The organism is Exiguobacterium sp. RIT341, assembly GCF_000632205.1.
Taxonomy (GTDB): Bacteria; Bacillota; Bacilli; order Exiguobacteriales; family Exiguobacteriaceae; genus Exiguobacterium_A.
This window is the reverse complement of the sequence record NZ_JFYW01000001.1, coordinates 1,288,086-1,301,501: the sequence shown is the minus strand read 5'-3', so window position 1 is coordinate 1,301,501 and position 13,416 is coordinate 1,288,086. Positions and strand designations below refer to the sequence as shown.

Here is a 13,416-nt window from a genome sequence, read left to right as displayed (position 1 = left end):
GACATTTGAACGATAAATCGAACAGATTGATGACAGAACGGCTGAAACAGTTGAAAAAATCGTAAATTGTGCAGGGATTGCTAACGTTTCTGTACTCTCGCTATAGTGATTACAAAAAAGCGTGAGAGGAAGAAGAATCATGGAGAGCTTAGAAGCGTTACTCACACCACCGCAAGAGATCGAACAAGAGAATGCAAACATTGATGGCAAAACACCACTTGCGAAGTTACAACGGATTGCTGGGGAAGCAGCACGGCAGATGATGCGACGACATCTCGAAGCGGATGTCTTGCAGGCGCTTGACGACAACATTTTGTATATTCATGACGCCGATTATTATGTGACTGGGACGACGACTTGTGCCCAAATTCCGCTCGGTCAGTTACTCTCAAACGGATTTCAGACAACGCACGGTTCAATCCGTCCGGCGCAAGACATTCGTTCTGCCCTCGCCCTTGCGGCAATCATCGTCCAGGCGAATCAAAACATGCAGCATGGCGGACAAGCCTTCGCAACCTTTGATGATGATTTAGCGCCGTTCGTCGAAAAGACCTATCAACGGGAATGGACGAAACTAAATGACCTCGTTCCGCATTGGAAGCGGCGTAAGCGGGAGCGACATGCATGGCAGGAGACGTATGAAAAAACGTTTCAAGCATGTGAAGCATTCATTCATAATACGAATTCGATGCATTCGCGCGGTGGTGGACAGGTTCCGTTTTTATCCGTCAATTATGGAACGAATACGACGTATGCAGGGCGGCTCTTCCAACGTGCCTTGCTAACAGCGACGGAGCGTGGGCTGGGCAAGGGTGAGACACCGATTTTTCCGATTCAGATCTATAAAGTTAAACAAGGAATCAATCTGTCACCAATGGACCCAAACTATGATTTGTTTCAACTCGCTACACGTGTAACAGGAAAGCGATTGTTTCCCAACTTTGCATTTCTCGATGCACCATTTAATCACCAGGAGCAACCGGGAAAAGCGGAAGTCGCGTATATGGGATGCCGGACCCGTGTATTCGAGGATCGTGGAGACATACCGTCCGTCACAGGTCGTGGTAATTTATCCTTCACGAGCATCAATCTCGTCCGTTTGGCACTCCAGAGTCAAACCGTCGATCAAATGTTCGAAGTCGTCCAAGATACGACAAGACTTGCATGCCGGCAACTCATCGCACGGTATGAGTTCCAGGCAAGTCGAACGGCTGACGAGTTTCCATTTTTATATCAACACGTCTGGAAAGACGGTGAGACGCTAAGAAATACGGATCAGGTAGGTCCGGTCCTCAAACACGGGACGTTAGCGGTCGGCTTCATCGGACTTGCTGAATGTTTGTCCGTTCTGACGGGGAGTCATCATGGTTATTCCGAACTAGCACACCGGATTGGTCTTGCATTGATTCAAGCGATGCGGACGGTAGTCGACAATTTTGGCGAACAGACAGGGTTGAACTTTAGTTTACTCGCAACTCCGGCCGAAGGATTATCCGGTAAGTTCACACGTCGCGATGTCAGTGACTTTGGTGAGATCGAAGGAGTGACAGATCGACCGTATTATACAAATTCCTTTCACATTCCTGTCGATGCGCCCGTGACGATCCGTGAGAAGATTCAACTCGAAGCCCCGTTCCATGCATTATGTAATGGCGGTCATATCACCTATGTCGAGACGGATGGTGCGCTTGCTGGAAATCCGGAAGCAATCGAAGACATCGTTCGTTTAATGGCGGAGGCTGGAATCGGTTATGGATCAATCAATCATCCCGTCGATCGCTGTCTTGATTGCCGAACGGAGCAGACGATCGAGGATCAATGTCCAGTTTGCGGGAGTGGATCGATCGAACGCATTCGGCGCATCACCGGATATCTCGTCGGTACGCTGGACCGCTGGAATGAAGCGAAACGGGCAGAAGAGCAGAATCGGGTGAAACACGATGTTACGGGTCCTCTCGCTTCTTCCTGACTCCGTCGTCGATGGTCCCGGTTTACGAACGGTGTTATTTCTTGCCGGTTGTCCGCATCACTGTGCCGGCTGTCATAATCCGTCCTCCTGGGATCCTGCAGGTGGCGTAGCTTGGACAATTGACGAGACGGTCGCGCGGATTCAAGCAACCGGTCACCGGCGCCTGACGCTATCCGGTGGGGAACCGTTGTTACAAGCAATAGCGCTCTATCGGCTACTAGAACGACTCGGACCAGACTATGAAGTGATCTTGTATACGGGCTATGTGTTGGAAGAGATCATCAAGCATCGAGAATGGCACCCCTTGTTACGCCGACTAGATGGATTGATTGATGGTCCGTTCATCCTATCGAAACTTGACCGAACGACAAGCTTTCGGGGGAGTACGAATCAACGAATGTATGATCGACAGCATTTAAACAAACGTTTGGATTAGACAAAAACTCCCCCATCTTTTTAGACAGGGGAGAATCAAATCATGCATATTTTTGTTCTTGATCGACGGATTCGACGACTGCGAGTGTCGTTGTCCGTCGTTTTTTGATGAAAAACGATAAGATCAAAGCAGCAAGTGCGAGTAATGTCGCGATAAAGAACGTATCATTGATTCCTTCAATCATCGCCTGCATCTGCAACCATTCCGGATTTGCAGCTTCAGGTTGTGAAGCGAGTTCCGGAACGTGGTGTTTCGTCCGCGATGTCATGATCGTCACGAGCAGACCTGAACCAATCGCACCCGATACTTGTGACAACGTGTTGTTTAATGCCGTACCGTGAGGTGTCAAATGTTGTGGAATATGATTCAATCCGTTCGTCATGACCGGCATCATGACCATCGAGATTCCAAGGAAACGTAACGTATACATGATGACGAGGAACGCGTATGACGTATCCGCAGCTAGCTGACTGAATGAGAACGTCGTCAAGACCGTCAGTGATAAGCCGATGATGGCAAGGATGCGAGCACCAAATCGGTCGAAGAGACGACCTGTTATTGGTGACATGATCGCCATGACGATCGCACCCGGTAACATCAAGAGACCAGAGTGAAATGGTGAGATGCCACGAATTGTCTGGATGTAGATCGGCATCAAGATCATCGCGGAGAACATTGACATGTTCAAGACCATTGAAATCCCTTGCGATAAAGCGAACATCGGATACCGGAAAATACCGAACTCAAGCATCGGTTCTTCGAGCATGAATTGACGTATAATGAAGGAAGTCAAACTGATTACACCGATGATCAATGATCCGATGACCGTCCAAGATCCCCATCCGGCAGAACCGGCGGAACTAAATCCATACAACAAACCACCGAAGCCGAAGCTTGAAAGGACGAGTGAGAACAAATCGAGCTTAAGTGAACTTTGAACCGTCTCTTTCTTCAATAAGAAGGCACCCGTGAAGAGTACGAGCAATGCGATCGGTGTGACGAGATGGAACAACATCCGCCACTCATAATGTTCAAGAATCCACCCGGACAATGTCGGTCCGATTGCTGGAGCAAAGGTGATGACGAGTCCGAAGATTCCCATCGCTTGCCCACGCTTTTCGATTGGGAAACCGGTCAAGAGAACGTTCATTAACAGTGGCATCATGATCGCGGAACCCGACGCCTGCATCATGCGCGCACCGAGTAGAAGCGGGAAGATGTGTGCTTGTCCGGCGATAATCGTTCCGAGTGAGAACAATGTCATCGCCGTCAAGAACAGTTGGCGCGTTGAGAACTTTTGGACGAGGAATGCTGACGTCGGAATCATGATTCCATTGACGAGCATATATCCCGTCGTCAACCACTGGGCGGTGCTTGCCTGAATACCGAACGATTTCATGATCGACGGTAAGGCGATGTTGAGTAACGTCGAGTTTAGGACCGCAACGAACGCACCTGCCATGAGGACAGCTAAAATTAAATAAAGTCGTGATGATTGCTTGCTTGATTGCATTTCGTTATGCTCCTTTTGTACTACGAGTCTAAAATGTTAGACTTGAATTCTATGACTGACTTGGCTATCTTACCAGCAGAAGTCGAATGAGTTCAAATTATTTGCTTCATACACTAAAATAAGTGGTTGTCGAACCAATTATGAACAGAAAAGGACAAGACCATGAATCCAAAAAAGAAACAATTATTAGATGCTGCCTATCAACTATTCGTCGAAAAGGGTTATCAATCGACATCCATTCAGGATATTCTCGAACACAGTAACGTTTCTAAAGGGACGTTCTATAATTACTTCTCCTCTAAAAACGAATTATTCATTGATGTCTTTAATACCGTCTTTGAAAAAATGCGGATCGCGCGTAAGGAAATTCTCGTCGGACGGGATGTCTCGGATTACGAGACGTTCATTCAACAAGGAAACTGTTATTTGGAATTGATGCAAAAATATAAACTATATACATTGTTCGAAGAGGCCATTGCTTCGAACGAAAAAGAACTCAAGACGTTCATGGAAAACAATCGTCTTCTTGAGATCGAGTGGACGTTCGAACGATTACGTGATTTATTCGGTCAGACGAAGGAACCGTACCTTCTAGATTTAGCAGTCATTTACACGGGGATGTTGCAATATGCAATGTACTTCTTCCGTCAATCTGAGCCGAACACTCAACCGGAACGGGTCGTCCGCTATGTGTTCAATCGGTTGACGCATCTCGTCGAAGACGTCAGTCGGACGGAGGAACAATTGATTCCGCCACGATTCCTATCGGTCTGGCTCGATCGTCCACAAGATGAAGTCGTCATCCGGAAGGATTTATTCGAAAAGACGAGCGCACATATGAAGCGTTTGATCACCTTGTCTTCGATTTCCGAAGAATCGAAGGAAGCACATGAAGAAGTTCTCGATTTCATCTATGAGGAATTGCTCGAACGTAAGAAACCGAAAATCCATCTCCTGCGCCGGGCACTCGAGACGATGGATGAAGATCCGGTCTTTGCGGGCCAGGAAATCATGGCGACTTATAAAACGATGGTCGATGAGATTGCCCGCATTCGGACCAAAACTTCCTAAAAAGGTTGCTTTTTGGAACTAATCCCATTACACTGAGATCATTCATGTTAGAAAAGGGGTCTCAATCATCATATGTTTACTCAATGGAAAAAAGAGTGGTTCTTGCAACCAAAAGCGGATTTGTTGTCCGGAATCGTCGTTGCCTTAGCACTCGTCCCAGAAGCAATCGCGTTTTCGCTGATCGCTGGTGTCAACCCGATGGTTGGGCTATACGCTTCCGTTATCATTGCAATTGTCATCTCGATTGCTGGTGGTCGCCCTGGAATGATTTCGGCTGCGACTGGCGCGATGGCACTCGTCGTCGTTCAGCTCGTCAAAGATCACGGTGTTGATTATTTACTAGCTGCCGGTATACTTGCCGGAATTCTACAAATCGCGTTCGGCTTTTTAGGAATTGCCAAGTTATTACGATTCATTCCTCGAGCTGTCATGGTCGGATTCGTCAATGCGCTCGCCATTCTGATTTTCTCGGCGCAATTGCCACAGTTCGAAGGGCAAAACTGGATCATGTATGCGATGGTCGCCGCGTCACTGGCCATCATCTTGTTATTTCCACGGGTCACGAAAGCGATTCCGGCGCCACTTGTTGCGATCACGATCATGACGGTATTAACAGTCGTCTTTTCGCTTGATACCCGTGTCATCGGGGATATGGGACAAATCGAAGCGGCGTTACCAAGCTTCTTCTTGCCAGATGTCCCGTTCTCACTCGAGACGCTTCAAATCATCTTCCCATATGCCTTGTCACTCGCATTCGTTGGTTTGATCGAATCGTTACTGACAGCACGAATCGTTGATGAAATGACGGATACGACGTCGAACAAAGCGATGGAATCGCGCGGACAAGGAATTGCGAACATTATCGCCGGTATGTTCGGTGGAATGCCAGGTTGTGCGATGATCGGGCAATCAGTCATCAATGTCACATCCGGTGGACGCGGTCGCTTGTCGACGTTGACAGCAGGTGTGTTTTTGATGCTATTGATGTTTACGATGAACGATCTATTGATGACGATTCCAATGGGAGCACTTGTCGGTGTCATGTTCTTCGTCTCGTATGCGACGTTTGATTGGGGCTCATTCAAGATGCTCAAGACGTCACCGAAAAGTGATTCCGCGGTCATGCTCGCGACCGTGTTCGTGACGGTATTGACGCATGACTTATCGATGGGTGTCCTTGTCGGGATTTTGCTTGCAGCGTTATTATTCGCGTCAAAAATTTCTCGCATCCAAGTCGAGCGTGAGGAGCAAACAGAACGAGTCCGTTATACGATCCGTGGACCGTTATTCTTTGCGTCGACGACTGCATTTGCGGAACAGTTCCAGCTCGATGCTGATCTATCATCGATCATCACGCTCGATTTCTCAGCGTGTCACTTATTTGATGATTCAGCCATCGAAGCGATCGAGAACGTCGTCTTGAAATATGAACGACTCGGCAAAAAAGTTGAATTGGTAGGATTAAATGAAGAGTCTCAGGCTCTTGTTGATCGATTAGCGCAACGGATTGCATAATGAATTTTATCAAAGGGGTAGCATTCCTAGGTACATGGGAATGCTACCCCTTTCTATTATCTTGACGAGTCATATAAGTACTATATATCCGATAGTTGTATGATGTGATAAGGTGTAAACTATTAAAGAAAGTTATCTGAACTAACGTTAAAAATATTAATTAAACTCACTCTAATAAATAAACGAGGTTCACTAAATGAAAAATTACCACCTGAATAGAATAATCAATTTAAGGTCGGTCGAAGCATATTTTTTGAGAACTGGTTATTTAACACCACCTATTTATTGCATGATACTGATTGATTATCGACGTCCTAGCACAATTGACGATTTTCCTTATTTAAAAAATATTGATGGAATCTCGGAAGACGAATTCGGAGATGATAATTATATTAAGGCACTCCTTATTTCATCTGAGGAAGTTACTCAAGAAACGTATGATGAGTTATGTATAGTGGCGGGTGGTTTTTTTGAGGATAAAGAAGAATGTCGATGGAACTTTGATGTTGAAGTTATTGATGATTTTAAAAAAAAAAATAATTTGAACGACATTTTTCCATTACTTCAAAACATATTAGAAAAATACAATTGTTCAATAAACGTTGATCATATTCCTATAGAAAAGTTTAACTTCTTATCGCAAGAATAAACAATTTTAGGATGTTTCAATATTTAAATGTACTATTTGTTCAATATGATTCATGAGATAACTATTTATAACGGATGATTTCATAATTTTTCACCAGATAAAACGAACAACAAGATCGAGGAACGATTGAGTAACATGTATAGAGGGTGCTCTATCTTTGAAAATAATAGTAAAATGATTTTAGGACTGAATATAGGCTGAAGAGGTTAGGTGCGACGGGTTATCCGTTTCGCTATACTAAAAATAAAGGGGGCATTTAAGATGAAATGGTTTCGATTTGAGCAAGATGGAAAAGTTGGCATCGGGGTTGAACAACAGGGCACTACATATGATGTAACAGGGCAAGTCTACACCGATTCATTGCTTGAAGTGATTTCACGTGAGTTTGATGTTGATCTTGATTTAGATATCGCACCACTACTTAAAGGGGATGTGCGACAACTCGCACCGTATGTACCAGCACGAAATGTCATTTGCGTCGGCAAGAACTATGCTGATCATATCAAAGAGATGGATACGGCGGGAGCAGGGAAATTCGTCTTGTTCACGAAAGCACCGACGTCGATCGTCGGTCCGTTCGAACCAATCGAACGGCATGCGGATTTGACGAAGCAACTGGATTATGAAGGAGAACTCGCCATCATCATCGGCAAGACGGGGCGTGATCTGACACCAGAAAATGCGCTTGATCATGTGTTTGGCTACAGTATTGTCAATGACGTGACGGCACGGGATTTACAAAAAGAACACGTCCAGTTCTTCCGTGGTAAATCACTCGATGGGTTCTGTCCGTTTGGACCGGTCATCGTCTCAGCGGATAGCTTTGATCCAAGTGACGTCCTTGTCGAGACACGTGTGAACGGGCAACTCCGACAGTCAGGATCAACCGCCTTAATGTTGCGTGACGTCGTAACGATTTTAGTGGAAGTGTCACGTGGGATGACACTTGAAGCCGGAGATGTCATCGCGACAGGAACTCCAGCTGGTGTCGGACATGGTATGAAACCACCGGTCTACCTTCAGACAGGGGATGTCGTCGAAGTATCGATTGAAGGAATCGGTCGTTTACAAAATGAAGTCCAGTGAACGAAGATGACCGAATTGATTGAATTGCATTCACCGCTTTCCAAATTACTTTGGAAAGTGGTTTTTTATTTTGTGAAAATCGTCAAAAATTTAAAAAATGATTGATTTCAAAAAAAAAAACAGTCATAAAATGACCGTTTTTGATGTATAATGAAACTATAAGAACGGTTTCATGTCGAAAAAAGTCGTATTTTGAACGTTTTATAAAGAATTTATATAAATTTTGAACGTTTTTGATTGATTTTTATATGTAAACGCTTTATATTAAAGATGCGGAGGGAAACCTTATGTTAACCAAAAAACGCCATCAACTCATCCTTGAGCTTTTAGCCCGAGAAGAAGTCGTCAAGATGCAAAAGATCGTCGAACAAACCGGTGCGAGTGAATCCACGATTCGTCGGGATTTATCACAACTCGAGACAGCAGGTCACCTGCGTCGAGTGCACGGGGGAGCAACAGCAAACCATTTGCAAATTGAAGAACTGAGTTACTTCGAGAAGAGTGATCAGCATGTCGAAGAGAAGGAACGGATCGCGCGAGCGGCTGCCGACCTGATTGAAGACGGTATGTATGTCTATCTCGATGCCGGAACGACGACGCTTGCCATCGTTCCGTATCTCGAAGAGAAGGCGATTACGGTCGTAACGAACAGTCTTCCTCTAGCGAACACGTTACTCTATCACCGTATCCCGACGTTCGTCGTCGGAGGGCAACTCAAGCATTCAACGCAGGCACTCGTCGGTTACAACGCACGTGAAGGAATGTTGATTTACCATTTTGATGTCGCGTTCCTTGGGATGAACGGTGTTCATCCGGCACAAGGCTTCACGACACCAGATCCGGAAGAGGCACTCGTAAAGAAGACAGCGATCGAATTAGCAAAACAATCGTATGTACTCGTCGATGAGACGAAGCTGGATGCGATCAGCTTCAGTCGGGTGGCGTCCTTGCAAGCGGCGACGATCATCACGACGACATCCAGTGAGCAAGCAGCGAAATACAGTCAATACACAGAGGTGGTGAACGCGAAATGATTTATACACTGACACTCAACCCATCAATCGACTATTATGTCACGTTACCGGTATTTGAGGCAGGACAAGTCAATCGTGTCGAACAGGCGGAAAAAGTGGCCGGAGGGAAAGGAATCAACGTCTCTCTCGTCCTAAAAAACTATGAGGTAGAAACACAAGCACTCGGATTCCTTGGAGGAAGTACTGGACAATTCATCCGGACGGAACTCGAGAAACGAGGCGTGTTAACGGACTTCACACCGATTCAAGATGAGACGCGGATCAACGTAAAGATTCGTGCCGATCAAGAATCTGAGCTGAATGCAGCGGGACCGAAGATTCAACCGGAAGAGCTGGAGCATTTATTATCCCGATTCAAGACGATGCAAGCTGGTGACATCGTCGTCTTCGCAGGCAGTATCCCAAGCAGTCTACCGCATGATCTCTATCGTCATATCGCGACGATCTTGAATGAACGGAACGTCCGCTTCGCCGTCGATACGACGAAGGAAGCGATGCTTGAAGTCTTACCGCTCGGTCCATTTTTAATCAAGCCGAATCACCATGAACTCGGTGAAATTTTCGACGTCGAGATTACGTCGAAGGAGATGGCCGTTCCATACGCGCAACAGCTCGTCGAGCGTGGTGCCGAGAATGTCGTCATCTCATTTGCAGGAGACGGAGCACTGCTCGTCAATCGTCAAGGTGCCTACACGGCAAACACACCGGCAGGAAAGCTCGTCAATTCCGTCGGTGCCGGAGATTCACTCGTCGCTGGATTCGTCGCCAGCCACGCGCTCGGCAAATCACCAGAAGAAGCGTTCCGCTATGCGGTAACGACTGGCAGCGCGTCTGCTTATTCCTTCGGTCTTTGTACGAAAGAAGATATCGATCGTCTCCTCGTAGACGTCAACGTCGTTGAACTCATTCAATCCTAAAAGGAGTGTGACTACTCATGAAAATTACTGATCTCTTGACACGTGATACGATTCAACTTGATTTACAAGCGTCATCTAAAGCCGCTGTCATCGATGAACTCGTCAACGTCCTCGATCGGGCAGGAAAACTAAACGATCGCTCGGCATATAAAGAAGCAATTCTCGCACGGGAAGCGCAAAGTACGACAGGTTTAGGAGAAGGTATTGCCATCCCACACGCAAAAACAGCAGCGGTCAAAACACCAGCAATCGCTTTCGGGCGTTCGGCAGGCGTTGACTACGAAGCACTCGACGGTCAACCAAGTCGGTTGTTCTTCATGATTGCGGCGGGTGAGAACGCAGATAATGCACACCTTGAAACACTCTCGAAACTATCCGTTTATTTAATGGATATGAACTTCCGCGATACGATCCTTGCGGCTAAAACGAAAGACGAAGTCATCGCAGCAATCGAAGCGAAGGAACGCGAAGAAGAAGGTCCAGTTGACGTCTCAAGCGACAACGTCGATCAAGACGCACCATATATCCTTGCCGTCACAGCTTGTCCGACAGGAATCGCACACACGTATATGGCAGCTGATGCCCTTCGTCAAAAAGCGGAAGAGATGGGTGTCCGTATCAAAGTCGAGACGAACGGATCGACAGGCGTCAAGAACGGTTTGACACAACAAGATATCAACGATGCGACAGCCATCATCGTCGCAGCGGATAAAGCAGTTGAGATGGATCGTTTTAACGGTAAACACGTCGTTGAAGTACCAGTTGCACAAGGAATTCGGAAACCACAAGAATTGATCAACCGTGCGGTCAAACAGGATGCACCTGTCTACAAAGCAAGCGGTTCAAGCGAAAGCTCAAAACCAGCTCGTGGCGGATTCTACAAACATTTGATGAGTGGGGTATCCGCGATGTTACCACTCGTCGTTGCAGGTGGTCTCTTGATCGCAATCAGCTTCTTCTGGGGTATCAACTCTGCGAACCCAAAAGATCCATCGTACAATGAATTCGCTGCGCAATTGATGACGATCGGGAAAGCCGCGTTCGGTCTCTTGATTCCGATCCTCGCTGGATTTATCGCGATGTCGATCGCTGATAAACCAGGTCTTGCTCCTGGTCTAATCGCTGGTTTCCTTGCAAGCAACGGTAACGCTGGTTTCCTCGGCGGATTGATTGCCGGTTTCCTTGCCGGGTACGTCGTACTCTTGCTTGTTAAAGTATTCAAAGGTCTTCCAGCAGCACTTGAAGGAATCAAACCAGTCTTGCTCTATCCTCTGTTTGGTTCATTCATCACAGGAATGATCATGTTGCTCGTCATCAATGAGCCGATTGCGAAGTTCATGACATGGCTCACAGATTCATTGAACGGACTCAGTGGTGGAAACGCAATCCTCCTCGGTATGCTCGTCGCAGCGATGATGGCAATCGACATGGGTGGTCCAATCAACAAAACAGCATACGTTTTCGGTACAGCTGCTCTTACAGCAGGTAACACGGAAGTCATGGCAGCTGTCATGGCAGGTGGTATGGTTCCACCACTCATCGTTGCCTTCTCATCCACATTGTTCGCACGTAAGAAATTCACGCCGCAAGAACGTGAAGCAGGTATCGCTGCTTACGCAATGGGCGCATCGTTCGTCACTGAAGGTGCGATTCCATTCGCTGCAGCCGATCCACTGCGCGTCATTCCGTCAAGCGTCATCGGTTCAGCGATCGCTGGTGCGTTGACGATCGTCTTCGGCGTCTTGCTCCCTGCACCACACGGCGGTATCTTCGTCTTCCCGTTACTTGATGGTCCATCAGGTACGGTCATGGCAATCGTCGGTTACGCGGGTGCGATCCTCATCGGTTCACTCGTCGGTGCGGCAATCCTATCCTTCCTCAAAAAACCGCTTGTTGACCAATCGGTCGCGAAAGCGGAAATGACAGAAGGAACAGGTACGAAAGCATCATAATTCACCTAAATCTCCTCTCCGTTTTTAAGCGGAGGGGATTTTTTGTTGAATTTTGACGGCTAACGGTGAAGAATAGAGGGCATACTGAATAAGAAGGAGGGATGGACATGGGTGGACAATCCTTACAAATCGGACCACGGACCATTAAGACAGGTCTTGCGGTCATCTTGGCGCTGTTGATCAGTAACCTGTTCAACCTCAGCCCAATCCTGCCTGCGATCTCGGCAGCGACGACACTCCTGCCTTCGGTCTATCAGACATGGAAACAATTTCTCGAAGAAGCAGAGGCCAACTTGATTGGTGCCTTTTTGACGTTACTCGCACTTTGGATTTTAGGCGATAATCCGGCGAATCCGCTTGCGATCGGGATTGTCATCATGGCAGCAATTTCGATTTTGCTAGCTTTTGGTTTCGGGCGGACGATTCCACACGTCGTCTTGATGATCATCGTCATTCTCGAAAGTGTCGCGACTGCGACCGAACCACTTTGGCAAGTCGTTTTGATCCGCTACTTGCTCGTCATGCTCGGGATCGGTTGTGCACTCGGCATCAATGCGTTGATTTTCCCGCCACGTTACGGCAATGTCTATTACCAGAAAGCGACGAAACTCTTTGAGAAACTACTCGTCGTCACGCGAGCAATTGCCTTTGAAGGCAAGGTCACCCCATATCGGGCAGCAATCGATAAGATGGGGCGTTCGCTCCTTGAGACACAAAACCTGTTCAACCTACACAAGGAAGAAATTCGAGGAACGCGTCAGAAGCATGCCTCGCTTCTACGAAACCTGCTGATCCTCAAACATATGCAATCGTGCCTCGAACGTGGTGTCGCGACGGCAGAGCGCTTCAGAGAACGAGAGAAGGCACTTGATTCGATTGCAGACGATCTTCGAAGTGAACTGTTCTATCATTTGATGCATATCGCCCAGCGACAAGAGAAAGTCTTGCTGACATACGATCTCCTGTTGACGGAAGAACCGCTCGCGATGGAGGATCTCGTCAAAGAGAACATTGCCTTCGTCAAGCACTCTTTCCTCGATCGTGATGAACTCGAGGAAGAAGTCATCATGGAAATTTTACCGATCGTCGTCTCGATGAATGAGTGGATACAAGAACTCGAATCCTTTGAAAAACGCCTCAATGGTGGGCTTCGTCGCCATATCACATCATTGACGATCGAACAAAAATCAGTCCGTGATAAAACATTTAATCGATTTAAACGTAAAAAAGCCATTGACGAAAGTAAAAAGTAAGCGTATAGTCCTCCTTAACGA

General features: G+C 46.9%; 11 protein-coding genes. 10 read left to right on the top strand and 1 reads right to left on the bottom strand.

The window, feature by feature from the left end; translation table 11 throughout:
- The first annotated feature begins 139 nt into the window (after window positions 1-139).
- Together BW42_RS06840 and BW42_RS06835 are read left to right on the top strand one after the other, a co-directional pair.
- Window positions 140-1,969, top strand: a complete 1,830-nt coding sequence (locus BW42_RS06840; RefSeq protein WP_035408818.1) for an anaerobic ribonucleoside triphosphate reductase — start codon at window positions 140-142, stop codon at window positions 1,967-1,969.
- A complete protein-coding gene (locus BW42_RS06835; RefSeq protein ID WP_035408815.1) occupies window positions 1,941-2,405 on the top strand; it encodes a 4Fe-4S single cluster domain-containing protein in 465 nt (154 codons plus the stop codon). Before BW42_RS06840 ends, BW42_RS06835 begins: the two co-directional genes overlap by 29 nt.
- Window positions 2,406-2,445: 40 nt before the next feature.
- Here BW42_RS06835 and BW42_RS06830 read toward each other — a convergent pair whose 3' ends face one another.
- Window positions 2,446-3,918 (bottom strand): DHA2 family efflux MFS transporter permease subunit, encoded by a 1,473-nt coding sequence (locus tag BW42_RS06830; protein WP_035408812.1) that lies wholly within the window; start codon window positions 3,916-3,918, stop codon window positions 2,446-2,448.
- 162 nt (window positions 3,919-4,080) lie between these two features.
- Here BW42_RS06830 and BW42_RS06825 point away from each other — a divergent pair, with 162 nt between their 5' ends.
- The 8 genes from BW42_RS06825 (at window position 4,081) to BW42_RS06790 (ending at window position 13,395) form a co-directional block, all read left to right on the top strand.
- Entirely contained in the window at window positions 4,081-4,989 is a 909-nt protein-coding gene (locus tag BW42_RS06825; protein ID WP_035408809.1) for a TetR/AcrR family transcriptional regulator, read from the top strand.
- A gap of 72 nt (window positions 4,990-5,061) precedes the next feature.
- Entirely contained in the window at window positions 5,062-6,504 is a 1,443-nt protein-coding gene (locus BW42_RS06820) for a SulP family inorganic anion transporter (protein ID WP_035408806.1), read from the top strand.
- 196 nt (window positions 6,505-6,700) lie between these two features.
- Entirely contained in the window at window positions 6,701-7,153 is a 453-nt protein-coding gene (locus tag BW42_RS06815; protein ID WP_035408802.1) for a hypothetical protein, read from the top strand.
- Between the two features lie 261 nt (window positions 7,154-7,414).
- A complete protein-coding gene (locus tag BW42_RS06810; RefSeq protein WP_035408799.1) occupies window positions 7,415-8,239 on the top strand; it encodes a fumarylacetoacetate hydrolase family protein in 825 nt (274 codons plus the stop codon).
- 287 nt (window positions 8,240-8,526) lie between these two features.
- Complete coding sequence (locus tag BW42_RS06805; RefSeq protein ID WP_035408796.1) at window positions 8,527-9,273, top strand: DeoR/GlpR family DNA-binding transcription regulator; 747 nt, start codon at window positions 8,527-8,529, stop codon at window positions 9,271-9,273.
- Window positions 9,270-10,190 (top strand): 1-phosphofructokinase, encoded by a 921-nt coding sequence (pfkB, locus tag BW42_RS06800; protein ID WP_035408794.1) that lies wholly within the window; start codon window positions 9,270-9,272, stop codon window positions 10,188-10,190. Before BW42_RS06805 ends, pfkB begins: the two co-directional genes overlap by 4 nt.
- Window positions 10,191-10,207: 17 nt before the next feature.
- The gene (locus BW42_RS06795; protein WP_035408791.1) at window positions 10,208-12,142 is read left to right on the top strand and encodes a fructose-specific PTS transporter subunit EIIC; all 1,935 of its coding nucleotides are present in this window, start codon (window positions 10,208-10,210) and stop codon (window positions 12,140-12,142) included.
- A gap of 107 nt (window positions 12,143-12,249) precedes the next feature.
- Complete coding sequence (locus tag BW42_RS06790) at window positions 12,250-13,395, top strand: aromatic acid exporter family protein (protein ID WP_035408788.1); 1,146 nt, start codon at window positions 12,250-12,252, stop codon at window positions 13,393-13,395.
- The last annotated feature ends 21 nt before the right edge of the window (window positions 13,396-13,416 follow it).